This is a genomic window from Sporosarcina luteola (assembly GCF_023715245.1).
GTDB lineage: Bacteria > Bacillota > Bacilli > Bacillales_A > Planococcaceae > Sporosarcina > Sporosarcina luteola_C.
This window is the reverse complement of record NZ_JAMBNV010000001.1, coordinates 187,483-211,768: the sequence shown is the minus strand read 5'-3', so window position 1 is coordinate 211,768 and position 24,286 is coordinate 187,483. Positions and strand designations below refer to the sequence as shown.

Annotated in this window: 21 protein-coding genes and 1 other annotated feature (1 of these 22 cut by a window edge); of the genes, 6 read left to right on the top strand and 15 right to left on the bottom strand. The window is 45.0% G+C overall.

Features of this window, described 5'->3' with window-relative positions; all coding sequences use genetic code 11:
• Positions 1-127, top strand: a binding site (T-box leader) (it extends 89 nt beyond the left edge of the window).
• Positions 128-173: 46 nt separating this feature from the next.
• Complete coding sequence (gene argS / locus M3152_RS01095) at positions 174-1,838, top strand: arginine--tRNA ligase (protein ID WP_251693289.1); 1,665 nt, start codon at positions 174-176, stop codon at positions 1,836-1,838.
• Between the two features lie 54 nt (positions 1,839-1,892).
• Here argS and M3152_RS01090 read toward each other — a convergent pair whose 3' ends face one another.
• The 5 genes from M3152_RS01090 to M3152_RS01070 all read right to left on the bottom strand — a co-directional run bounded on the left by M3152_RS01090 (position 1,893) and on the right by M3152_RS01070 (position 8,142).
• Positions 1,893-3,278 (bottom strand): alanine/glycine:cation symporter family protein, encoded by a 1,386-nt coding sequence (locus M3152_RS01090; RefSeq protein ID WP_410055856.1) that lies wholly within the window; start codon positions 3,276-3,278, stop codon positions 1,893-1,895.
• A gap of 355 nt (positions 3,279-3,633) precedes the next feature.
• Entirely contained in the window at positions 3,634-5,574 is a 1,941-nt protein-coding gene (locus tag M3152_RS01085; protein ID WP_251693286.1) for an FtsX-like permease family protein, read from the bottom strand.
• The gene (locus M3152_RS01080; RefSeq protein WP_251693284.1) at positions 5,552-6,328 is read right to left on the bottom strand and encodes an ABC transporter ATP-binding protein; all 777 of its coding nucleotides are present in this window, start codon (positions 6,326-6,328) and stop codon (positions 5,552-5,554) included. Before M3152_RS01080 ends, M3152_RS01085 begins: the two co-directional genes overlap by 23 nt.
• 101 nt (positions 6,329-6,429) lie before the next feature.
• Positions 6,430-7,449: a sensor histidine kinase gene (locus M3152_RS01075; RefSeq protein ID WP_251693282.1), complete on the bottom strand. Its 1,020-nt coding sequence runs from the start codon at positions 7,447-7,449 to the stop codon at positions 6,430-6,432.
• Positions 7,450-7,458: 9 nt separating this feature from the next.
• The gene (locus M3152_RS01070; protein ID WP_285846860.1) at positions 7,459-8,142 is read right to left on the bottom strand and encodes a response regulator transcription factor; all 684 of its coding nucleotides are present in this window, start codon (positions 8,140-8,142) and stop codon (positions 7,459-7,461) included.
• Between the two features lie 498 nt (positions 8,143-8,640).
• Between M3152_RS01070 and M3152_RS01065 the strand changes: the two genes are divergently transcribed.
• The 4 genes from M3152_RS01065 (at position 8,641) to M3152_RS01050 (ending at position 13,069) form a co-directional block, all read left to right on the top strand.
• Positions 8,641-9,780, top strand: coding sequence for a betaine/proline/choline family ABC transporter ATP-binding protein (locus tag M3152_RS01065; protein WP_251693281.1), 1,140 nt, complete (start codon positions 8,641-8,643; stop codon positions 9,778-9,780).
• Entirely contained in the window at positions 9,777-10,433 is a 657-nt protein-coding gene (locus tag M3152_RS01060; protein ID WP_251626762.1) for an ABC transporter permease, read from the top strand. Before M3152_RS01065 ends, M3152_RS01060 begins: the two co-directional genes overlap by 4 nt.
• On the top strand, positions 10,433-11,323 hold the full coding sequence (locus M3152_RS01055; RefSeq protein ID WP_251693279.1) for a glycine betaine ABC transporter substrate-binding protein: 891 nt from the start codon (positions 10,433-10,435) through the stop codon (positions 11,321-11,323). Before M3152_RS01060 ends, M3152_RS01055 begins: the two co-directional genes overlap by 1 nt.
• A gap of 382 nt (positions 11,324-11,705) precedes the next feature.
• A protein-coding gene (locus M3152_RS01050; RefSeq protein WP_251693277.1) for an IS3 family transposase occupies positions 11,706-13,069 on the top strand; the annotation gives its coding sequence in 2 pieces (ribosomal slippage) (positions 11,706-12,165 and positions 12,165-13,069; 1,365 coding nt in all).
• 36 nt (positions 13,070-13,105) lie between these two features.
• On the opposite strand, the gene M3152_RS01045 is transcribed toward M3152_RS01050, so the two are convergent.
• From M3152_RS01045 to M3152_RS01020, 6 genes are all read right to left on the bottom strand, one after another.
• Complete coding sequence (locus tag M3152_RS01045) at positions 13,106-14,014, bottom strand: nuclease-related domain-containing protein (RefSeq protein WP_251693275.1); 909 nt, start codon at positions 14,012-14,014, stop codon at positions 13,106-13,108.
• A gap of 136 nt (positions 14,015-14,150) precedes the next feature.
• Positions 14,151-14,504, bottom strand: a complete 354-nt coding sequence (locus M3152_RS01040; protein WP_251693273.1) for a VOC family protein — start codon at positions 14,502-14,504, stop codon at positions 14,151-14,153.
• On the bottom strand, positions 14,501-15,292 hold the full coding sequence (locus tag M3152_RS01035) for a nucleotidyltransferase domain-containing protein (protein WP_251693271.1): 792 nt from the start codon (positions 15,290-15,292) through the stop codon (positions 14,501-14,503). Before M3152_RS01035 ends, M3152_RS01040 begins: the two co-directional genes overlap by 4 nt.
• Positions 15,293-15,369: 77 nt before the next feature.
• A complete protein-coding gene (locus M3152_RS01030; RefSeq protein WP_251693269.1) occupies positions 15,370-15,657 on the bottom strand; it encodes a DUF4359 domain-containing protein in 288 nt (95 codons plus the stop codon).
• A 127-nt stretch (positions 15,658-15,784) separates the two neighbouring features.
• Positions 15,785-17,407, bottom strand: a complete 1,623-nt coding sequence (locus M3152_RS01025; RefSeq protein WP_251693267.1) for an S-layer homology domain-containing protein — start codon at positions 17,405-17,407, stop codon at positions 15,785-15,787.
• 21 nt (positions 17,408-17,428) lie between these two features.
• Positions 17,429-19,054 (bottom strand): S-layer homology domain-containing protein, encoded by a 1,626-nt coding sequence (locus M3152_RS01020; RefSeq protein WP_251693265.1) that lies wholly within the window; start codon positions 19,052-19,054, stop codon positions 17,429-17,431.
• Between the two features lie 155 nt (positions 19,055-19,209).
• Between M3152_RS01020 and M3152_RS01015 the strand changes: the two genes are divergently transcribed.
• On the top strand, positions 19,210-19,779 hold the full coding sequence (locus M3152_RS01015; RefSeq protein ID WP_251693262.1) for a uracil-DNA glycosylase: 570 nt from the start codon (positions 19,210-19,212) through the stop codon (positions 19,777-19,779).
• Positions 19,780-19,881: 102 nt separating this feature from the next.
• Here M3152_RS01015 and M3152_RS01010 read toward each other — a convergent pair whose 3' ends face one another.
• The 4 genes from M3152_RS01010 to M3152_RS00995 form a co-directional block, all read right to left on the bottom strand.
• Positions 19,882-20,085, bottom strand: a complete 204-nt coding sequence (locus M3152_RS01010; RefSeq protein ID WP_251693259.1) for a hypothetical protein — start codon at positions 20,083-20,085, stop codon at positions 19,882-19,884.
• 17 nt (positions 20,086-20,102) lie between these two features.
• A complete protein-coding gene (locus tag M3152_RS01005) occupies positions 20,103-21,560 on the bottom strand; it encodes an NCS1 family transporter (RefSeq protein ID WP_251693257.1) in 1,458 nt (485 codons plus the stop codon).
• A gap of 88 nt (positions 21,561-21,648) precedes the next feature.
• Positions 21,649-22,911: an NAD-dependent dihydropyrimidine dehydrogenase subunit PreA gene (gene preA / locus M3152_RS01000; RefSeq protein WP_251693255.1), complete on the bottom strand. Its 1,263-nt coding sequence runs from the start codon at positions 22,909-22,911 to the stop codon at positions 21,649-21,651.
• Between the two features lie 13 nt (positions 22,912-22,924).
• On the bottom strand, positions 22,925-24,268 hold the full coding sequence (locus M3152_RS00995; RefSeq protein ID WP_251693253.1) for an NAD(P)-dependent oxidoreductase: 1,344 nt from the start codon (positions 24,266-24,268) through the stop codon (positions 22,925-22,927).
• Positions 24,269-24,286 lie beyond the last annotated feature (18 nt).

Below are 24,286 nucleotides of genomic sequence, written 5' to 3'. Positions count from 1 at the left end.
CACTTCGGAGATGCTTTTCTGAATGAAGTAGGAGAAGCCGGTGTCTCGCCGTTAGGAGAAAGAGGCCTCTATCCATACTGACAGGGGCAATTTGAGTGGTACCGCGGAACAAGCTTTCGTCTCATTTATTGAGATGAAGGCTTTTTATTTTACCTAAAAAGGGGTTCGTGAGAATGAAAATGGATATTTTGCAAGCTTTACAGACAGTCAGCCCGGTTCCATTAGAGGAACATATGCTGGAGCGGCCGGCAAATTCAAAGCTAGGCGATTTTGCATTGCCTTGCTTTCCGTTCGCGAAGGCTTTACGGAAATCACCCGTCGCCATTGCGGAAGAAATTGCCGGTTCGCTTACACATCCATCCATCCGAAAAACAGAAGCCGTCAATGGGTACGTGAATATTTTCCTGAACCGTACTGCTATCACTGATGATATCCTGCGTATAATCCTAGACAAATCCGTCAACTACGGCTCATCCAACGAAGGCAACGACGGAGTGGTGACGATCGATCTATCCTCCCCGAACATCGCAAAACCGTTTTCCATGGGGCATCTCCGCTCCACGGTCATCGGAAATTCTATCGCTTACTTGCTCGAAAAAAACGGCTACAAAACGATGAAAATCAATTACATCGGTGATTGGGGCACGCAATTCGGGAAGCTCCTAACCGCGTACCGGAAGTGGGGCAACGAGGAGGATGTCCGTCAAGAGCCAATCAAGACATTGCTGAAGCTGTATATCCGTTTCCATGAAGAAGCCGAGCTGGATCCAACTTTAAATGATGAAGGTCGGGCGGCATTCAAAGCGCTTGAGGACGGCGATGCAGACGCACTAGCCCTGTGGGAATGGTTCAAAACCGAGTCGTTGCAGGAATTCCAGCGAATTTACGATCTACTAGGGGTCACTTTCGATTCCTATAACGGCGAAGCGTACTACAACGACAAAATGGAGCCAATCGTTCAAGAACTCGAAGATAAAGGCCTATTGGTCGAATCCGACGGGGCCATGGTTGTGGAGCTTGAAGAAGGCATGCCGCCATGTTTGATTAAAAAATCAGATGGAGCTACTTTATATGCGACGCGGGATTTGGCAGCTGCCATTGATCGCAAAACCAATTACGACTTCGTCAAATCCATCTACGTTGTTGGGAATGAACAAAGCCTCCACTTTACGCAAGTGAAACAAGTGCTTGGCAAAATGGGGCATGACTGGGCAAGCGACATCGTGCACGTACCGTTCGGGCTTATCTTGCAGGGCGGAAAGAAGATGTCAACGCGTAAAGGAAAGATTGTCTTGCTCGAGGAAGTATTGAAGGAAGCTATCGAACTTGCACAGAAAAATATCGAAGAAAAAAACCCGATGCTTGCCAATAAATCTGAAGTGGCAGAAGGTGTCGGTGTCGGCGCCATCCTCTTCAGCGACTTGAAGCAGCATCGGAAACATGATATCGAATTCGATCTTGAAACGATGCTCCAGACAGAAGGAGAAACCGGGCCGTACGTCCAATATGCGCATGCGCGGGCAAACTCCATCTTGCGGAAGGCGGGGGCAACGAACTCGTTCGCGATTAACGAAGTGAATGATCACGAATGGGAAACGATCAAGCTGCTCGAACAATTTCCGCACTCCGTCAAACGGGCGGCCGAAGAACTGGACCCTTCCGTCATCGCAAAATATGCGGTCGACCTTGCCCAAGCGTTCAACTCGTTTTACGGGAATGTGCAAGTCCTTTCCGACTCCACAAACAAAGCATACCGGATTGCGCTAACGGAATGTGTCGTCATCGTTTTGAAGGAATCTTTGCGTCTACTCGGCATGAAGGCGCCCGAGGAAATGTAAACTCAATAAAAAAGCAATCGTCCCACCATTCACTGGTAGGACGATTGCTTTTATTTATTCTTCCCTCCAACAGTCGGCACCTTTCAGACTAGAATCCGCTTTAAACACAGGATTCTTCCCTTGTTTCCGCTGTTTCGTGTAATCATCCAAAACGCGGAATGCGACTTTTCCAAGTGCCAAGATGACGAGGAGATTTATAATTGCCATCAAGCCCATAAACAGGTCTGCCATGCTCCAGACGATATCCACTTTTGCGAGCGCACCGAACATGACCATGCCGAGCACCGCAATTCGGTAGACCGTCATCCACGATTTATGCGTGTTGATGAATTCAATATTTGTTTCACCGTAATAGTAATTCCCGACGATTGAGCTGAATGCGAAGAACATGATCGCAATCGCGACGAAATAAGGCGCCCAAGAACCGACGTGAACGGCCATCGAGGATTGCGTCAGCAAAATTCCGCTCTCTTCCCCTTTGTCATAAAGTCCTGCAAGGAGGATGATAAAAGCTGTCGCAGAACAAATGATGATCGTATCGAAAAATACGCCAAGACTTTGAACAAGCCCTTGCTTCGCCGGATGCGTCGCACTCGCCGTCGCCGCAGCGTTCGGCACACTCCCCATACCAGCTTCATTTGAGAACAGACCACGTCGGATACCTTGCATCATGGCAGCCCCGATACCGCCGCCAGCCATTTCCTTAATTCCAAAAGCATGCTCAAAAATGAGGGCAATCATGGCAGGAACTTCCGTAATATTAATAGCGACAACGTACAGCGCAATCAGCAAGTAAAACACCGCCATGATTGGGACAATTGCTTGCGTCACTTTGACAATCCTTTGCACGCCGCCGAAAATGATAATTGCCGTCAATATGACAAGTAGTAGACCGACCACCCAATAGGGTAGATTGAATACATCATGGAATGACTGGCTGATCGTATTTGACTGAACCGAATTAAAAATAAAACCGAAACACATCGTTAGGAGAATCGCGAAAACGATTCCAAGCTTCCGAAGGCCTAGCGCCTTCTCCATGTAATAGGCAGGCCCTCCGCGGAATGTGTCGCCGTCCCGAACTTTATACACTTGCGCAAGCGCACTTTCAATGAATGCCGTCGCCATGCCGATAATGGCAATGACCCACATCCAGAAGACCGCGCCCGGTCCGCCAATCCCGATGGCAAGCGCTACGCCAGTTACGTTCCCTGTACCGACCCGGGACGCCGCACTAATTGTAAACGCCTGGAACGCTGACACGCCACGGTTGCCTTCTCTTTTCTCGAAAATGAGTCTGAACATCTCTCCAAATAAACGAAATTGGACAAATTTCGTTCTTATCGTAAAATAAAGACCAATGAGCAATAAAAGCCCAATCAATATATATGTCCAAATAAAATCATTCGCCGGTCCCACCAGCCACTCCACTACGCCCACACTATCCACTCCTTCTCCATCATCATATTTCACTTACTATCTTTACCCAGTCGCGCAAATAACTCACATTTCAAAAACAGAAAAACCGCTGAGCCAACATGGGCTCAGACGGTCTAGAAGCTAACTTCCACTTTTCATGAAAGCGCTTCATATTACTCTGACTTGATTATTTTATCATCGACTCGGCATTTTTCAACCCATTTATGGAAAAAAAGTATCGAATACTGCCAGTAAATATTGGTTATCGCCGACTTTGGGCGATTCATCACCGATTCTCGGGGGGTTATCACCGATTCTCAGCACTTTACCACCGATTCGAATGACTTTACCACCGTTGACTCGCTATATGAAACAATCAAAGCGCGGCCTTCACCGTTTTCCGGTAATACCCGACCGTCAAAAATGCGAACATGAGATAAATAAGCACGTAGATCCCCATAGCGATGGATGCGGGCAATGTAATATCGGACATGAACATGAATGACGCGGCTTTTATCGCAAAGATGGAATGCAACAGCCCAATCATCAACGGCACGCCGAAGACGAATATTTGCTTGCGGACGATACCGCGCATAATGTCTTGCGCTGTAAAACCTAGCTGACGCAACGTTGCATAGCTGCTTTTCTCTTGCTCCGCCTCCGTCATTTGCTTAAAGTACAAAATGCTTCCTGTCGAAATGAGGAACACGAGCCCCAGGAACCCAGAGATAAAGATGAATAGACCATTGTTCTCCATCCCCGAAGCGTATTGGGAATAGTAATCAAATCCGTGCCGATCATCTTCCTCATTAATCCGCTTGAAAATCGCAGAAGCTTCGGCAAGCTGATCACGGTCAAGAACGTCGATGACATAGGTATTTGAATTGCGCCATTCGTTTTCGTCATTCAGAAACAGCTCTTTTAATTCATGATAAAATTCATCTTTCACAACAAGTTGTGTCGCAGCTGCAGAATTTAATACATTTCCTTCGTTCACTTTCACAACTTTCAAGTCAGATTCTATTTCTGCATTTGACAACTTGACATTGAATGGAACTTCCATCGTTTTCAATAACCAATATATACCTGCATCGTATAGATACGCGGCATCGGAATGAGGAATTTGAATATCCACTCCAGCTTGCTGCAATTGTTTGTCGCTTATTATTTTTGCTCCAAACGAATTGGACATCAATTCTGACACACTGCCACCTTTGAATTCACTTTCCACTTCTAGCGTTTCAACTGTTGAATACGTATACGTAATCTGTTGCTTATCTAGTTCGCTGATGAATTTTTCGGCAGCACCTTTACCGTCTTCATACCAAAAATCATCAAATGCAAAATCAAAAGGATATATGAGACGGACTTCTTTTTCCGTCGAATAATATAGGGAATACACGCCTGCCAACATTGTCAGCGTCATCGCTGATAATACCGTAATGATCGTCAGTGAATTCGCATTGCCCTTCATCCGATGCATGATCGGCGCAAGCGACAAGCTGTTATACAATCCAAGATGGCCCTTCTTCCTTTTGCGGATCTGATACAGTACCCAGCCGATCGCCACGCGGAACAATAAAAAAGTACCGAGAATTGTCGTAACCAAAACGACGATCATATTGATGAACAGCAAAGCATTCAACATGCGGCCGGAAAGCCAGTATCCGAACGCAATGAGGGCTATTCCTAAAATTGCAAGAAAGGCTGACCTGATAGCTTTCGGCTTTTTCGGATGCTCGCCGGTCTTCTCGGCATTGAATAGTCCAAGCAACGTGTTGCGGTAGACTGCAACGAGCATTTGCATTGACGTGAGAATGGTGATTCCAAGAAATACAATCACCGTCTGGATGACAGCCGCCGTCGAAAACTCCACTTCGATAAATCCATCAAAGCCAATGAGCTTCATTAACAATAATAAAAATACGCGTGACACGAGAATCCCTATGCCAATCCCAATCGCTAACGCCCCGGCGCTCAGCAAGGAATTTTCGATAATCAACAGACGCGAGACTGATCCTTTTGTCAGGCCAATCAGTTGATACAGCCCGATTTCACGGCTTCTTCTCTTCAAGAAAATCGCATTTGCATAAACGACGAAAATACCTGCGATGAATAACAGTAGAATTCCTGCCACTTTAAACGCCGCACCCATGCTCCCGCCAGACCTCTCAACAACCGACGGATCATGCTGCAAAGTCGCAAAGACAAAGTACAGGACGACACTTAAAATAAGCGCAAAAAAGTATAAGTAATAATGCTTGATGTTTTTCCGCATGCTGCGGAGGACGAGATCAAAGAGCGTCAACGCTGTCACCCCCGAGGACACCTTGGACTTTCAGGATTTCCTGGAAGAAGGCCTGTCTCGTTTTATCGCCGCGGTACAGCTCCGAGTAAATATTGCCGTCCTTCAGGAAGACAACACGGCTGCAGTAGCTCGATGCGACAGGGTCATGTGTCACCATCATGATCGTGACGCCGCGTTGTTTATTGACATCCTCCAATGTTCCGAGCAACGAAGACGCCGATTTCGAATCAAGCGCGCCCGTAGGTTCATCCGCAAAGACCATGGATGGCTTGTTGATGAGCGCACGTGCCGCGGAAGTCCGTTGCTTTTGGCCCCCGGAAATTTCATGTGGATATTTATCTGCTAATTCTTTAATACCTAAAATATCGGCAATCGAGTTGAATTGATCTTCCGCCACCCGCTTTCTCATTTTTCCGAGCGACACGGGCAGCAAGATATTTTCCTTCACCGTCAATGTGTCGAGAAGATTATAATCTTGGAAAATGAACCCTAATTTGTCTCGCCTGAATGCAGACAGTTCACGGTCTTTCATCCTCGAAATATCAGAATCTCCAATAAGAATCGAGCCTTCCGTCGTACGGTCGATCGTCGCGAGGACATTCAAAAGCGTCGTTTTCCCGGCACCGGATGCCCCCATGATTCCGACAAATTCGCCTTCCATTACCCGCAAGTCGATCCCTTTCAATACTTCTTGCACATTTCCGCGAGTTCCGTAAGATTTTCGGATGTTTTGAGCATGTAATACTGTTTTATATTGATCCATCATTGTGCCCTCCCTGTTTGCAATACCTTTATCTTAACGGGTGAACTTTTTCCGGTCGTTTGATTTAGATGACAAACAGGTCGGCCAATGTGACATTATTGTCATGTTCGTGTGGCGTCAAACTTGTTTTCGGTTGAAAACATCATTTTCATCGTCGTTCCATTGTCTATTTCGGAGTGCGCCGACAGGGATATTCCAATCTTCCCAGCCACTTGTTGGGCAAGATACAACCCGAGTCCTGTCGCAGCATTATGCAGCCTTCCCGTGCCCCCGGTGAACCCTTTGTCGAAAATACGGGGCAAATCGTGAGCCGGGATTCCCGGGCCATCGTCTTTTATTGATAAAACCGGATTTCCTCCCGGTGATAGACTAGTTCGAATACAGATGACGCCGCCTGCCGGACTGTATTTCACTGCATTCGTCAACAATTGGCGGATGATGAAGCGGCACCATTTGCTATCCGTGAGCACTTCCATATCACCTTCGATTTCTACTGCGATATTTTTCTCAATAAACCAAGATCGCAGCTCGCGGATTTCGGGTGTGAGCAACTGTTGCACCTTAATTTTCTCCAATACATAATCCGATTCAAGCGTGGTTAATCGTGAAATATAGAGCTGCCGATCGATCAGCAAATGGACACGCAGCCAATCTGACTCTATTTTACGGATGGCCGGATCTTGACGATTTGCGTCGATTGTCAGTTTCATCGACGTCAACGGCGCCTTCACTTCATGCACCCACGCCGCTGTATAGTCGCTTTCCATAAGGTTGGCGGCTTTCACTTCCGAAAGCTTCTGCAAATGAGCATCCGCCACATGCCTCAACAGATCATTGATTGTTTCGTCACGATTGAAATGCGGTTCCGGAAGCCCTTCCTGCCAGTCCCTTGAAGGATCTTCAGTAATTTGAAGAAGTTCTTTCTTATATTGCGTCTCCTTTTTGTAGCGCCAGATGAGGAATGAAATGAAAATAGCAACGAGCAGCAGGTTAAGGTAAATGAGGGAGCTTAGCTTCATTGCCAGCCCCTTATCAATCAAAACCATTAAGTCAGTGACCGCAATAGATCCGGCAAACAGGAGTATCCAACTTTTCATATCCTTCAAGTATGCAATGAACATCGTATCCCCCTACAGGCTGACCGCCATATAACCCATTCCTTTTTTTGTGAGAATCGCGTCACCAAGTCCGATGTCTGCAAGTTTTTGGCGCAGCCGCGTCACATTTACGGTCAATGTGTTGTCGTTAACGAACCGTTCGTCATCCCAAAGTTTGCGGATCAACTCATCGCGTGACACAATTTCATCCTTCGCCTGGACAAGCACCGCCAAGATGAAGAATTCATTTTTCGTCAGTTCCACTTCATTTCCATCAAGTCGAATGACACCGCGCTTCATATCAATCATCGCGCCGTTCCACTCAAGCACATCCGCCGGCTCTTCTGTGTACGCATATGTACGACGGAGTGTCGCTTGGATTTTCGCAAGCAGCACATCTGTATGGAACGGCTTCTGAACATAATCATCCGCCCCCATATTCATCGCCATCACCATATCCATCGGATGATCGCGCGACGACAGGAAGATGATCGGCACCTTCGAAACCGCGCGGATTTCTCGGCACCAATGGAATCCATCATAAGCGGGAAGCTGGATGTCGAGTATGACCAGATGAGGCTTCGTTTGGATGAAAGCCCCCATCACGTCATGGAAATCTTCTGGCCCCGACACTTGAAGCGACCACTGCCCAAGCCTTTCCTTCAGCGAGTCAAATATCGCCCGATCGTCCTCCACTATGAAAACATTCATCTCCATCCGCTGCACACCCTTTCGTTAGTTAGTATTATAGTTCATTTCCGCCGAGGTCGGACACTTCTACAATGGTCGAACCTTCAGCTAGGTGGCGGGTGTTAGCACCGACTCGCAAGTTTCTGTATTTTTATAGGTAAAAGGAATTATCTTCATAGGTGTTTTCCTTCATTACCGACTCTCGGTACTTCATCACCTTCTTAAACTAATTCATTAACTACTTTCAGCACTAAATCACTGAATAGGATTGGTTTATCATCCATTCGCTAGTTTGCGAAAAGTTACACACGCGAAGGTCTTAAGTCTCACAAAATACATATACTAAAAACCTACTAAATATCCAATTTCCATTACTTCCATCTCCGAAATATGATATACTAATTAGCGAGACAGACGCACCTGATTGTTCAGGAAGCATAAATGTCTTCTTTTTTTGTTGCCGCTTTATATTTTCATTCCAAATTCAACACATTACAGTTTTGTGAAAAAACATAGGAGGATTATATGCTGAAATTTGAAAACGTAAGTAAAGTATATGATGACGGGTTCAAGGCTGTTGATTCTGTTAGCTTTGAAATTCCGAAAGGCGAGCTGCTCGTTCTCATCGGTCCGAGTGGTTCAGGTAAATCAACTACGATGAAAATGATTAATCGGATGCAACCGCATACAAGTGGGAAGATTTCGATAAACGGTAAGGATAACAAATCGTATGTCGCTTCCGACCTTCGAAGAGGCATCGGCTATGTGATCCAACAGATCGGTTTATTCCCCCACTATACGATTGAAAAAAACATCTCCATCGTTCCTGAATTAAACGGATGGAGCCAGGAAAAAATCAAACCAAGAGTCAACGAACTGCTTGAATTGGTCGGACTCGATCCTAAAATCTACGCAAAACGCTATCCAAAAGAACTCTCCGGGGGACAACAACAGCGCGTTGGTATTGCCCGTGCACTTGCATCCGACCCCGAAATCATCTTAATGGATGAACCGTTCAGCGCATTGGACCCGCTTACAAGGGAGCAATTGCAGGGTGAACTCATTTCATTACAGAAAAAATTGAATAAGACTATCATTTTTGTAACTCATGATATGGACGAGGCACTCAAAATGGGTGACCGCATCGCAATAATGAAAGACGGAAAGCTTCTTCAGTTGGACACTCCAGAGAAATTACTTCACGAACCTGCCCACGGTTTTGTCGAGGAGTTTATTGGCAAGCATCGAATTATCCAAAACCCTGAACTGATGCCGGTTATTGACATTATGTCCGAATCGGTTGTCACATCTCTTCCTCAAAGTTCTCCTGAAAAGGCAATTTCACTTATCCGGCAGAGGAAAATCACGGATCTCATCATTGTAGATGATTCAAAAAATCTGCTAGGCATCGTATCCGCCTACGACGTCATCAAGAAAGTGAACGACATCTGTACCATTGAAGAACTCATGCAGCCGATCAGCCACATCTTGCAAGACACTGCTTCCGCAAAAGACGCCATCATCATGATGGATGAATCACCGTTCGGCCTGATTCCTATCGTGGATGAAAAGAATAAGGTCGTTGGTCTTGTAACACGCGGTTCGTTGCTATCCGCATTGTCCAGCCAGTGGACGGAAACGGAAGTAGAGGTGGTTGCTATATGAATAATTTATCTATTTGGCAACAATTGACCGAACAATCGCAGATGCGCTGGAGAGAAGTTCTCGAAGCGACATCCGTTCATATTCAGCTTGTGTTCTTTTCGATGTTGATCGCGATCATTCTCGGCGTGTTCCTAGGAATCCTTGTCACCCGAGTTCCAAAACTGACGACACTCGTACTCGGTGGCACAGGCGTCATGCAGACAATTCCAAGTCTCGCCTTGCTCGGTTTCATGATCCCTATTTTCGGGATTGGCGTGAAAACGGCGATTGCTGCACTTTTCCTTTATTCGCTGCTGCCGATTGCGCGAAACACGTACGCAGGTATTAGCGACGTCGACCCGGCTACTCGGGAAGCAGCCAAAGGAATGGGCATGACGAGCATGCAAATTCTTTTCAAAGTTGAGCTTCCGCTGGCAATTCCTGTCATCATGGCCGGAATCCGGACAGCTGCAGTCATTAACGTAGGTAACGCTACACTTGCCGCATTTATTGGTGCTGGCGGACTCGGCGATTTCATTTTCCTTGGAATTACGCGTGGAATCGATGGACTGATCCTTCTTGGCGCGATCCCGGCCGCACTGCTTGCCATCATTCTAGAAGTGTTCTTCAGCTCGGTTGAGCGCTGGACGACACCGAAAGGATTGAAAGTGTAATGAGGAAAAAGTTTATTTCATTACTGCTCATTGCAGTTGTCGCAAGCATGTTGACCGGATGCATCTTCATTGAAGAAGATTCATTGACGCTCGGTTCGCGGAACAATACGGAAAGCATCATTTTGTCCCACGTCATGGGGCAGTTGATTGAGAATAAAACAGATATTAAAGTCATCTATAAAGAAAACCTCGGCGGCTCCAACGTCGTATGGAATGCGATGCTGAACGGCAATATCGACGTCGTTCCCGATTACACAGGGACAATCGTCGTCAACTATTACCATGAGGAGCCAGGCAACGCAGAGGAAACGTTGGAAATGACAAGACGACTCGTCGGTGAAGACGGCATTATCGCCTTCAACACGTTTGGCTTCAACAACACGTACACCCTCGCGTTGGACGAATCAAAAGCGGAAGAACTTGGCGTCGTCACATTTAGTGACTTCGCTGCTTACTCCGAAGATTTCACGTTAGGCGCGGTCTTCGAATTCATCGATCGCCCCGACGGACTCCCCGGCTTTTCGAAGGAATATGGATTGAAGTTCAAGAACGTCAAAGGTATGGACCACGGCATCATGTACCGTTCCATTAATGCAGGCGAAGTTGACGTCATCAACTCCTACACGACAGATGGTCAGCTGCAGGAATTCGACTTGCGTGTATTGGAAGACGACAAATCCTACTTCCCTCCTTACCACGCACTCCCACTCGTGCGGAAAGAAACGCTGAAGGAGTACCCTGAAATCGAAGCCGTCTTGAAACAGCTCGAAGGCATGATCAACGAAGAAGCCATGCAAAAAATGAATGCCAAAGTCGACAACGACGGCATGATGGTGGAGAGGGTAGCAGAGGAGTTTTTGGTGGAGAGTGGGTTGATTGAGGTGGAGTGATGGGGCGTGGTGCTTTGCACGCGGCGTTATCACCGATTCTAGACGTGTTATCACCGATTCTCGAACCGTTATCACCGACTTGAACGAGTTTATCACCGATTCTCAGTCCTTTATCACCGAATCGGCAGTTTTCAACAAGATGTGCCGATCTAAGCACCTTTTTCATGGGTGATTTCCTTTTTCGCCGGCTCCTAGGGAGTTATCACCGAATATCGCGGGTTTATCACCGAATCTTACCCTTTTATCACCGAAACTCGAAGTGTTATCACCGACTTGAACGAGTTTATCACCGAAACGGCCTATCGACATCAAAAAAGCGCACAAATTTGAACTGCACCCCAATTGTTGGACACAATCCAACTATTGGAGGTGCAGTTTTTCTATGACGAAGTATACGCTTGATTATAAATTAGCGGCTGTTAAACGGTATTTAGAAGGCGGAGAAAGTTATATATCAATCGAAAGGTCAATTGGAACATCTGTAAGCGTAGTGATGAACTGGGTAAAGCAATATCAAGTTCATGGCATAGAAAGTTTAATGAAGAAAAACTACACAAATTACACCTTACAGTTTAAACTGGATGTACTAAATTACATGAGTGATAATGGGACGTCACCAAATGAAACGGCTGTAATTTTCAACATCTCCTCTCCATCAACGATAAGAGCTTGGAGGATCCTTTTTGAAAAAGGTGGAGTAGACGCCCTCACTTCTAAGAATAAGGGGCGTCCATCCATGAAAAAAGAATCCCAAAAGAAACGAAATAACGAGTCTTCAAAAGATGATACTGTCGAAGCTTTACAGGCCGAAGTGGAACAATTACGAATGGAGAATGAGTATTTAAAAAAGTTGAATGCCTTAGTTCAAAGCAAGGGAAAATCACCAAACAAGATAAAGCGAAAGTAATCTATGAACTAAGGCTGACATTCCCGGTTAAAGCACTTATAAAGTTGGCTGGTATACCCCGTAGCACCTACTATTACTGGATTGATCAATTTAATCGTCCAGACAAGGATGCGGAGTTAAAGGTAATGATTCAGTCAATATATCATGAACACAAAGGCCGTTACGGCTATCGTCGTATCAAGGACGAGTTAGAAAACAAAGGATATAAAGTGAATCATAAAAAAGTGCAGCGAATAATGAAGGAATTAGGCTTGAAATGTGTTGTCCGTATGAAGAAATATCGTTCGTATAAAGGGCAGGTTGGGAAGATAGCGCCAAATGTGTTAGATCGTGATTTCAATGCCGAAAAGCCAAATCAAAAATGGGTAACAGATATTACAGAGTTCAAGTTATTCGGAGAGAAGCTCTATCTATCTCCTATTCTTGATTTATTTAATGGTGAAATCATCACATACACTCTAGGTTCCAGGCCAACTTACTCACTAGTATCAGATATGTTAGAGAAGTCTTTTGAGCGATTGAAGGATGAGGATGAACTTATTCTTCATTCAGACCAGGGATGGCATTACCAAATGAAACAGTATCGCCATGCCTTAAAAGAACACGGCATAATACAGAGTATGTCCCGTAAGGGAAACTGTTATGACAACGCTGTGATTGAGAACTTCTTTGGGATCATGAAGTCTGAATTTCTATATTTAAATGAATTTGAAAGTGTTGATCATTTTAAAAAAGAACTTGAAGAATATATGAATTACTATAATAACAAACGTATCAAGTCAAAATTAAAAGGCAAGAGTCCTGTACAATACCGGACTCTTGCCCAACGCGCAGCTTAAATTAATACAATGTCCAACTTTTTGGGGTCACTTCAATTATGTGCGCTTTTTGCTTTCCATATCAAATTTCATGATATACAACCTGTTTCGTTTAGCCCCTTCCACATCTAAATCCATAGACGTCAATAGCCGATGGGCAGTCTGCTGCCGATCAACTCTCAGAAACTCTCGACAATCTTTATTCCTCATTCCGCCACCAAACAAAAGGAACCAGTCTCGTATCGCTTGTTTGTGGGAATCTCGGCTCGCCCTTGCACAGGATAAACAACGCCACCCACCATTGTATTTCTCCATGCCAATTAACCCACATCCCGGGCAAATCACGCCCGTCCGAATGTCGCTGTGTCGAATGGAATATGTCTTACAGATAGGAGAGGGAATGAAATCGCGATGGGAGCTGCTTAGCTGCGTTAAAAGGATAGCAAACGTTTCGTCATCCAACAATGGGGAGGTTGTTGGGAGTTTGCGAATGAAAGTGGGAACCGCGCTTGGGAATAAAACAGGGATTTTCGTATCGAATACTTCAATGCGTTGCTTGGCGTAGGCGAGTACAACTGCCCCGTATACCGGCAATGAGATGTCTCGACTATACAACCAGTCTTGAAACAGTTCACAGTTGCTTTCAAGTTGGGCAATCGGGCTTTTGAATCCGCTCACCTGTCCGGAATCCAACACGCGAATTAATTGTGGTGGATTTTCAGTCACCGTCAATTCACCCGCAATGTTTTTCACTTCAAACAAAACCGCATATGATGGGGTGATGAAGAGCGAGTCAATTTGAAAATGGGTGCTGGACAGTAACGATAGATCGTGGAAAATGCCATGCTTCATTGAAAAATCATAGTCCTCAAGCACCTTGTCCAATTCCTGTTCGCCGCCAAATCCGGCTTGGACCGCCGCATACTTCGAACGCAAAACAGGAATCGCTTCATGGTGATTTGGCAATCGCCTAATCGCCGCCTCCAGCCCTTCTAACAAAAGAGGGGCTTTTCTAGGCTTATAAATGAATATGGTTCAACTCCTTAAATAGTATTCCGCTATTTACTAGTTTAGCATATTCACTCAATGGAAAACTAATTATTCAATTAAACTGCAAATACTCCCACACATTCCCGAAAGGATCACGAAAACTGATATACTTTCCTGGCGGGCAATCTGCGGGTTCTGCGATAATCAATTCGACATCATGTTCTTTTAGTATCGCAAGGGATCGATGGATGTCATCCGTTTTCAGTGTCAGCTCAACGCCTGAAGATGTCTTATTAAACGCCGCCACTTCCGTTTCCTCCAACACAATAGGCAAATCCCCGTGAACGAGTGTTACAATCTTCGGTCCATACTCCTTGTTCACCTCAAACCCCAAAACCCCCGTATAAAAATCAATCGCCTTTTCTAAATCCGGCACATGAATGCCAATCACACAAACTTGCGTCATACCTCTTCCTCCTCCCTTTCCCCTATATACCCATCAATCATTCTCCGCAGAAACCTCATCTGCTGACTTTCTTCACTCCACTGCAACCGAATCCATTCATACTCCCTATCGAGCAATCTGCTCATTAGAACTACAGCCTGCGCATGCTTTCCGGGTGTGATGAACTCCAGAATTTCCGTCAACTCTGATACAACGGACCTCGGCAATGATTGTTCAATCGTCTTCAACCCCAACTTCGCCCGTTCCGGTGCATATCGATAGAGCAGCACCCTTCCCAAATGATGCACGACATTCGTCAGCATCCGAACCGACCAAATATCATTCCCCCGTGCAGCGGACTTCGAGTATTGGAATAAAAACCACCCGACATCCATGACATCGTCCCGATATTCCTCCTCCGACAACACCAGCCCTGGCGTCTCCATCAATTCATCCAGCAAATGATATGGATCATACAGCACCTTGAAATGGTCACCACCCACAAATGTTTCTTTAGTCACCGTGAATAAATCAATATGTAATAAATCATCGAACACCGCGATAATCTGAGGGGCTACAATGAAAATATCATCCATTAAAATAATGTCGCGATACGCTTGTAAATGCTTCACCCGGCTCGCAAGAAAATCCTTTTTATCCTCCTCGTTCACCAAGCAATAGAGATCGACGTCCGAATGTGCATCATGCTCGCCCCTCCCCATCGACCCTTTGAGAAAGATCGCTTGGACACGAGGATCACTCTTCAAGCTTTCACTAATTTTTTCAACAGCCAACTCCTGCGGTAGCATATCCATACCTCCCCTAACCTTTCATTACAATTTCTACTCCGGCAGCCCGTTCTCCTTTCATTGGTCAAATAAAAAATTTACTTAAATAATTCCAACCACCTCGGATAGTCAAACTGTCCATCGGATATTTGAAAAAACATTCCGAATGCACCTAAATAGGTAATTCCGTATTCAAAATGATAAATTGGCGTGTATGTTGAAAAGAGCAAGAAGTTTATTCTTTCGGTTTCTATTTTTGCTAATAGTGGCGGCGGGCCATAATGCTCTTCGCTAAATTGCAAATACTCCTTCTCTGAGGGATTAGTTACGAGTGCAAAGAGGAGAATAAACAATAATAATCCGCCGATCAAATAGCGTTTCTTCATTAAATGACCCTCCTTATGATCCTCCTTAACTAAATTATAATTAAGTTTTCTGATAATGTAATCCCCACGAAGTCCTATATACACACCCATAAAAAAAGAGCAGTCCATAGACCACTCTTTTTCATCCTTACTTTTTATCCGCGCGGTATAAAAACAACGCCATTTCACCACGGGTGATGGCCTCGTCAGTTCCAAACTTACTCGCCGATTTCCCTTGCGTTATATTATTCTTCATCAAAGACCTTACCGCATTCTCATAGCGCGACGAGACATCGGTGAAGGGAAGCTTCACTCCATCGCCTGATAATTTATATGCCCTTTGGATCAACAATGCCATTTCACCGCGGGTCATCGTGTCATTTGCCCCGAAATGAGTCGATGATTTTCCGTTTACAATGTTTTCCCTTTTTAAGGCATTCACCGCGCCCCACGCTCTTTCCGGAACGTCGACATATGGGGTCGGGCGTGAATCCGATAAATCAAGATTCATTATTTTAGCTAGCCAAATCGCTGCGTCTACCCGCTTGATGTTATCTTTGACGCCAAATTCGCTTCCCGAAATCCCTTTTGCAACTTCCTTTTCTGCCAAGTACGTGACTGCGGGTGAATATCTGCCAGTTACATCCTTAAACGCAGGTTCAGCTCTGAAGGACATTGTATATACACCGCCCTGCCAAAGTACTTTTATGGAAGGAATGAAATAATACGTGCCTTTTTTAAGCTCAATCCGTTTAGATGACTTTTCTGGTTTCCCGACAGCACCGCTACTCAAATGGGAATCATACGAAATGCTTCGTTCTTTCATCAAACTATACCCACTGAATTCGGATGAAAAATCAATCGTTAAAAACCCGTCATACTTCATTTCAATCCGATAATAATCTTCTTTATCCGTATGACTTAGGAAACCGGTATGGATCTTGTTGTCGTTTACTGCAATCGGGGTTGCCGATTCCCTACTATTATTCGGTTCAATCTCATCATTGTTGGCTGGGATGAAAGAGACGTCCATTTCATAAATACCTTGATAATAGTCATTACCTTTTATACTAATATAGTAAGTATCCGCTTCAAGATCAGTATGCGATTTCCAATGTAGCGGCAAGCCGTTATAGAATCCAAGACTATCCCAAGAAATCATTTCCCCTTCGGAATCATACAGGCGGACAGATCCATTGAACATTTTGGAGTCAATGTCGATTACCAAACGACCAGGTTCATCCAATTCGACTTTGTAATAATCTGCAGTATCATTCCAGCTAATAAACCCTCTGATCCGTTCCCGATTCACCTTTATCGGCATCGCTTCCGTAAATGTCTGATTCGGCTCGGTCTCATTATTATTTGCCGGGTTAAATGACACACTCACATTATAATTACCGAAACTATCTTTATTGGCATCCTTAATAAATAAAGTATATACACCCGGTTCGACGTTAATATCTTTGCTAAGCGAAGTAGCATTTTCTGGACGACCATTATAAATTCCTTCAGGATGGCCTGTAAGCTCATTATTAGAATCTCGGAGTTCCATTAGTGCTGCATTAAAATGAACGTTCGCAGTAATCGTCAATGTACCTGCCTTCGGTACAGTTATCGTGTACGCGTCCATTGGAGCTTGTTCGGAAATGTTCCCTGAAATAGTTGTATTAAAAGGTAAAACTGTGTCCGCATGCGCTACTGTTGTTGCTCCTGTAAATCCTGATAAAAACAGTAAAAGAGTGATGACTAAGATGCTGATATTCTTCAAGTTGTTTTCCTCTTCCTATCGTTAGTTCAATTCTGCACGGTATAAAAACAATGCCATTTCACCACGGGTAATGGCATCATCCGTTCCAAACTTATTCACTGTCTTTCCTTGCGTAATGATATTCTTCATTAAAGCCCTAACCGCTTCGTCATAGCGCGAAGAGACATCCGTGAAAGGATGCGTCACTCCATCGCCCGATAATTTATATGCCCTTTGGATCAACAACGCCATTTCGCCACGGGTCATTGTGTCATCTGCACCGAAATGAGTCGCCGACTTACCATTCACAATCTTTTCCCGTTTTAAGGCATTCACCGCGCCCCATGCTCTTTTCGGAACATCTACATATGGGGTTGGACCTGCATCCGATGTATCAAGGTTCATGATCTTAGCAAGCCAAATCGCTGCATCCACCCGTTTAATTCGTTGATTGACACCAAATTCGCTCGCCGAAATTCCGTTTGTCACATCTTTGTTCGCCAAATACGTAACGGCGTCTGAATATCTATTAGCTACATCCTTAAATGCATGTTCCACCTTAAAGGACATTGTATATAAGCCGCCCTCCCGATAGTCCGTTGTCTTGGGAATAAAATAATAGATACCTTTCTTAAGTTCCAACCTTTTCGACGATTGTTCCGGTTTTCCAACTTCCCCATCACTTATATGCAAGAAGCCATAGGCATTACCCTTTTCATCCATCCATTCATACCCGCTGAATTCAGATGAAAAATCAATCGTCAGATAGCCGTCATACTTCATTTCAATTTGATAGTAATCAACCATATCCGTATAACTTAAGAAGCCGATATGGGTCTTATCGTCAGTGATTAGAAGTGGGATCGCAGTTCCCCTACTATTGTTCGGTTCAACCTCTTCATTGTTAGCAGGGAAAAATGAGACGTTCATTTCATAGATTGGTTGGTAAGAAAAGCTGTTGCCATTCATACGGATATAGTAGATACCCGCCTCCAGATCCATATGGGATTTCGAAAGTATGGGCAGCCCCTGATAGTCACTTAAAAATTTCCGATATACCTCTTTCTCTTTTGAATCGTATAAGTAAAGGCTTCCGCGCCCCAACTGGGAGTCAACGTCTATTACCAATCTACAGGGTTCGTCCAATTTCACTTTGTAATAGTCGTCCCTATCAGCCCAGCTAAGAAATCCTCTGATTTTTTCCCCGTTCACTGGGATCGGCATTGCCTCTGTAAACGTCTGATTCGGTTCGACTTCATTATTATTCGCAGGATCAAAAGTAGCGAGAACACTATAATCACCAAAACTTGTTTTATTCATATCTTTTACAAATAAAGTATATACACCAGGTTCAAGGTGAAAAACCTTTGTAAGCGTGGTGGGATTTTCCGGTCGACCATGATAAATTCCTACCATATGATCTATTGCCTCGTTTTTCGCTCCGCGAAGTTCCATTAACGCAGCATTAAAATAAACTTTCGTCGTAATCGTCAATGTACCTGCTTTGGAAATAGTTATCGTGTAAGCGTCCATAGAAGTTTGTTCGGATAGATTCCCTTCGATAATTGTATCAAATGGTAGTATTGTATCCGCATGAACGACTGTTATTCCTTTAGTTCCCGACAATAATAGTAATAGAGCGATGACTAAAATAGTAAATTTCTTCAAGATGTTTCCCTCTTCCAACCGACGTATATTCATAGATTTTCTTTTCATAGTATATAACATATATACTAATAATCAATTGTAAGTTTCAACCATTAAACCGACATGCATGAACCATCCGACAAAGGGTATTCTAACCCGTTAGGAGGGTGATATAAATGACGCCATTTTGCCCAGAAACATGGCCGGAAGATCCGACGCCGGCAAGCCAGATTAATTGCGAGGAATGTGGTCTTTATAAGCAAGGAACACGGATGGTATGGGGAGAAGGGAATCCACAAGCGCCGATCATGGTGATTCTTGATAATCCAGGAGCCCGTGAAGATCGTGAAGGGAATACAATGATCTGCGGCACGCGGCAGACGTTACAGCAAGCTGTTCATGAAGTGGGGTTGGATAAAAACCTAATCTACGTAACCTACATTCTAAAAAGAAGGCCCATTCGAAAATACGATAAAGAACAAACACGGGACATCTGCATGCACCGCCATCTGGATGAACAGCTCAAACTGCAGAAACCCAAACTCATCATATGCATGGGCAATGTGGCCGTGCAATCCTTTTTCGAAGATGCGGAAGTCGATGTGAAAGGGTTGCGCGGCAGCTGGCATGATGCGAAGGGATTTCGGACAACTGTCGCCTACCACCCGCTAGCCGTCAGACGCCGGCCTAATTTGTATAGGTTATTAGTGGAAGATTTAGCGTTAGTAAAGGTTGCAATTCAATAAAACTTCTCGGGATGTAAGACCGATCAAGCTTTATAATTAAGACTCTATTCCAGTACCAGAATAGAGTCTCACCACGTCCTATTAAATTGGCATAGCTTCTTGCTACAGCGTTTGTTCCAGGAGCTTTGCCGCAAAATATTTACGCGCTTCGGCAGTCATAATCTGCAAACAAACTTCTTCTTCCTGCCGTTTAAACTCGACAAACGTGCCACTTAAGTTTTCACGTACAGAATGGACCTTAAAGCCACTTGCTACATAACCGTCAACTTGTTTCATTTCATCCAAACTTATCAAATGATCGGACATACAAACACCCCGCTTTCCTATTCAGCACCTTTTCCTTCCATCTCCTGCATGACGATATCGTCCCAGTCGTGGCCAACTGTAATCCCTAAATACTCCTCATCACTTGGATTATCCAGTTCAGCTTGCGGGTACTTCTTAAACCACCAATATTTTGCCAGCACGTAGTAGACAATCGCCCCAACGAAAAAGCCGACCAATGAAGAATACGTTGGGAACATATTCGCTAACGCTCCACCTATCACCCAAGCAAATAGCCCTGCTAAGTTAAAGCCCTTCAGAAACTTATATTGGCCGTCTAATTCGTACAGATCTTTTACGTTCACACGACGTTTACGGATCAAATAATAGTCTGCGAACAATATTCCCACAATGGCTGTTAAAATACCACCAATGATTAATAGGACGTTGACCAACACGGCAAACAGATTCCAGGGCTGTGCTAAAACCCCGATTACCCCCGCAATAATGACAGCAGCCCAGAATGGCACTTTCGGTCCGCCGATGTTCGAGAAAATCGTTGCTGCAGGAATAACGTTTGCGGAAGTGTTTGTTGACCATTGCGCCAACACGATCATCAGCAATAAAACCCCGAGTATAATTCCACTTGCGCTATTCATCAAGGCATTTATCGGATCAGCAGAGGCCGTTGCCATGTAAGCCACTGCGCCAATCGTCACGATAAATGTATTCGTAATCGGCATCACGATCAAAGAGCCGACTAACTGTGTTTTATTACGCTTGAACCAATTGCGTTCATTTTTTGGTGCTTTAAAGAAACGTGACAGTGTCGGCATATCAGCTGCCAATGTCGCCCAGAACCCCATGTTTGCCATCATCACAACCATGAAGGCTGTAAAAGCCGCTATTCCTGTTGTCGGGGATTCCACCCAAGTCCACACATCTTTCCCTTGAACCGTCGCTTTATCGGCAAGCGTAATATACATCCAGCACGATATTAGAATAATAACCGGCGCTGCAAAATCCGCAAATCGCTCAATGGATTTAATGCCGAGCGATGTGTTGAATAACTGTAATGCCGCAAACACAAGGAAACATAAAAACCAATTATTGAAGTCGAATAATAAATTCAAAATCCCGTTAATGGCCATCGCGCCAAAATAGGTGTTAAGTCCGAACCAGCAAGCTGCTGTCACTCCGCGGACGAGTGAAGGTATATGCGTACCGATTGTTCCAAACGGGGCTCGCATATACACCGGGAAGGACAAGCCGTGCTCAACACCAATATCACCTATTAACGTCATGAATACGCCGATTAATGCGGAACCGGCTAACGTCGCTAAAATTACCATTGGCAATGACAAACTCATAATAGCTGAGCCGCCAATTGCAAAGGCGGCTAGAACGATCGCCATTCCTACCCAGATAACAGCAAAACCAAATGTGCCAACGCTTCTATTTTGATGTGTCACTGGAAGTAAATCCGGGGATTTTAAATAATCTCCGCCATTCGCCATACATTTCTCTCCCTTTTAGTAGATTTCCAGTTAACGCACAATCAATTCTCTTCTTTCTCACTTCGCACCAGAATTCGGGCTGTTTTTTTCATCGGGTGAAATTGCTGATAAGTGATTGACGTTCGTTCCATGTCATCGGCGGAATTGTAGACTTTCTTTCAATCATCGAAATTGCACCCTCCACCGGGCATACAATCGCACATAAATTACAGCCCACACAATCCTGTTCACGCACTTTCAACATTGGACGACCGCTCTCTGTGTATAGGTCAATGCATTGATGCGACGTATCTTCACACGCGATATGGCACTTATTGCAGTTAATGCAGACATCATTATTGATTTGGGCAACAATATTGTAGTTTAGATCCAAGTCACCCCAGTTTGAATAGCGCGGTACGGACTGACCCACCAAATCCTTCACCGAGGCAATGCCTTTCCCGTCCAAATAATTATTCAGTCCATCTATCATATCTTCGACAATACTGAACCCGTGGTGCATTGCCGCTGTACAAACTTGTACGCCTGTTGCACCCATCAGCAAGAATTCTGCGGCATCCCGCCAGTTTGAAATCCCTCCAATACCTGAAATGGGAACATTGACGAGGGGATTCCGTGCACATTCCGCGACCATATTCAGTGCAATCGGCTTGACGGCCGGCCCGCAATATCCGCCATGTGCCCCTTTCCCGCCAACATGCGGCACCGTATTCCATGTATCCAGATCGACTCCAGCTAAACTGTTGATCGTATTGATCATACTTACAGCATCTGCCCCACCTCGCACTGCCGCTTCCGCCGTCATCGTAATGTCCGTTATGTTCGGTGTCAGCTTGACGATAACAGGTGTGCGTGCAACTTCCTTCACCCAGTACGTCTGCTTTTCAACCAATTCAGGGACTTGACCAGAGGCAGATCCCATTCCCCGTTCCGCCATCCCATGCGGACAACCGAAATTCAGCTCTAGGCCATCAACTCCAACAGCTTCTACTTTTTTGACAATCTCATGCCACTTTTCCTGCTGTGGCTCGACCATTAAGGATGCAATAATGGCGTGATTAGGAAACCTCTTTTTCGTTTCAAGAATTTCATTCAAATTAACCTCTAATGGACGGTCTGTTATCAACTCAATATTATTGAAGCCCGCTACTCTTTGGCCGTTGAAGCTGACAGCGGCAAAGCGCGATGACACATTCAAAATCGGTTCGCCCAGCGTTTTCCATACTGCGCCGCCCCATCCCGCTTCAAATGCCCGTTGCACTTGATAGCCCGAATTCGTCGGTGGTGCTGATGCTAGCCAAAATGGATTCGGTGATTTAATCCCCGCTAAGTCAATTCGTAAGTCTGCCATATATAATCCCCCCTTATGCGATTCCGCTCGGTTTTTTGAAACGCTCATGTATGATGGTCGCAGCATCTTTTCCTTGCTGTGCAGCTGTTACGACCATTGCTTCACCTTGGCCGTTGCCGAACACGACATCCCCGCAAGCAAACACTTTGTCATTCGACGTTTGCATAGTCGATTCATCAATGTCTACAACTCCGTTCGTATGCTGCAATCCAAACGCTTCAATGAGCGTGATAAAACGCGTTTGTCCAATTGCTTTAATGACTGCGTCAACCTCAATGACAAACTCAGAACCCTCGATTGCTTCAGGTCGTTGCCTGCCGTCTGCTCCTGCCTCTCCAAGCTTCATCTTGACGCACTCAAGGCCCACCACTTTCCCTGCCACATCACCAATAATTCGCTTCGGCGCTGTCAGCCACTTGAATCCAACGCCATCCTGCTTGGCAAATTCATATTCATATTGATAGGCAGTCATCTCTTTTTCCGTTCTTCTATAAAGAATGTCGACTTTTTCCGCACCTAGCCGCACAGCACAAGTCGCCCCATCTATGGCTGTGTTGCCAGCACCGATGACCGCAACACGTTTCCCGATTAAGTCCTCTGTCAGTACACCCATTTTCGTGCGCTTTACAAACTCAATGGCATCATGGACGCCTTCCAGTTCCTCACCTTCGATGCCAAGGTTAGGTACGGACCCCATCCCAACCGCTAAAATAACACTGTCATATTGCGTTAGAATTTCCTCGGCAGAAATATCCACGCCTACTCTTGTGTTTGTTTTAATGTCCACACCAAGCTTTGCAACTTGAGCCACTTCCCAATCCGCTACTTTATTCGGTAATCTGAAAGACACGATGCCATAAGTGTTCAAGCCACCCGCCTTTGCCTCCGCTTCGAAAATCGTGACACTATAACCGAATCGACTAAGCTCTCGCGCCGCTGACAAGCCCGCCGGACCAGAGCCTACAATCGCGATCCTTTTTCCATTTGCTTCACCTTTTTTAAATAGTTCTACATCTGTTTCCATCGCCCAGTCTGTTGCATAACGTTGCAGTTGTCCTATTTTGATAGGCTTGGTCGAAGAATTCAGCACACATGCACCTTCACATAGTATCTCGGTCGGGCATACCCGCGCACAGCTTGCACCAATCGGATTGGCCTCCATAATCGTCATGGCCGAACCTTTCATATTGCCTGAAGCAATTTTCTTGATGAAATTTGGAACTTGAATACTTGTTGGACAAGCTGTGATGCAAGGTGCGTCGTAACAGTACAGACAGCGATTAGCTTCTTCTATTGCTTCATTTTTCGTCATTCTGCCAGTCATTTCCGCAAAATTTCGTTCGAGTTGCGAACTCATTAAACCATTCCCCCTAAT

Excerpts from the sequence above, each read along its gene's own strand:
- M3152_RS01005 (WP_251693257.1), bottom strand. The coding sequence starts at position 21,560 with ATGGCGAATGGCGGAGATTATTTAAAATCCCCGGATTTACTTCCAGTG.
- preA (WP_251693255.1), bottom strand. The coding sequence starts at position 22,911 with ATGGCAGACTTACGAATTGACTTAGCGGGGATTAAATCACCGAATCCA.
- M3152_RS01030 (WP_251693269.1), bottom strand. The coding sequence starts at position 15,657 with ATGAAGAAACGCTATTTGATCGGCGGATTATTATTGTTTATTCTCCTC.
- M3152_RS01055 (WP_251693279.1), top strand. The coding sequence starts at position 10,433 with ATGAGGAAAAAGTTTATTTCATTACTGCTCATTGCAGTTGTCGCAAGC.
- M3152_RS01080 (WP_251693284.1), bottom strand. The coding sequence starts at position 6,328 with ATGGATCAATATAAAACAGTATTACATGCTCAAAACATCCGAAAATCT.
- M3152_RS01040 (WP_251693273.1), bottom strand. The coding sequence starts at position 14,504 with ATGACGCAAGTTTGTGTGATTGGCATTCATGTGCCGGATTTAGAAAAG.
- M3152_RS01010 (WP_251693259.1), bottom strand. The coding sequence starts at position 20,085 with ATGTCCGATCATTTGATAAGTTTGGATGAAATGAAACAAGTTGACGGT.
- argS (WP_251693289.1), top strand. The coding sequence starts at position 174 with ATGAAAATGGATATTTTGCAAGCTTTACAGACAGTCAGCCCGGTTCCA.
- M3152_RS01015 (WP_251693262.1), top strand. The coding sequence starts at position 19,210 with ATGACGCCATTTTGCCCAGAAACATGGCCGGAAGATCCGACGCCGGCA.
- M3152_RS01065 (WP_251693281.1), top strand. The coding sequence starts at position 8,641 with ATGCTGAAATTTGAAAACGTAAGTAAAGTATATGATGACGGGTTCAAG.
- M3152_RS01070 (WP_285846860.1), bottom strand. The coding sequence starts at position 8,142 with ATGGAGATGAATGTTTTCATAGTGGAGGACGATCGGGCGATATTTGAC.
- M3152_RS01075 (WP_251693282.1), bottom strand. The coding sequence starts at position 7,449 with ATGTTCATTGCATACTTGAAGGATATGAAAAGTTGGATACTCCTGTTT.
- M3152_RS01035 (WP_251693271.1), bottom strand. The coding sequence starts at position 15,292 with ATGCTACCGCAGGAGTTGGCTGTTGAAAAAATTAGTGAAAGCTTGAAG.
- M3152_RS00995 (WP_251693253.1), bottom strand. The coding sequence starts at position 24,268 with ATGAGTTCGCAACTCGAACGAAATTTTGCGGAAATGACTGGCAGAATG.
- M3152_RS01060 (WP_251626762.1), top strand. The coding sequence starts at position 9,777 with ATGAATAATTTATCTATTTGGCAACAATTGACCGAACAATCGCAGATG.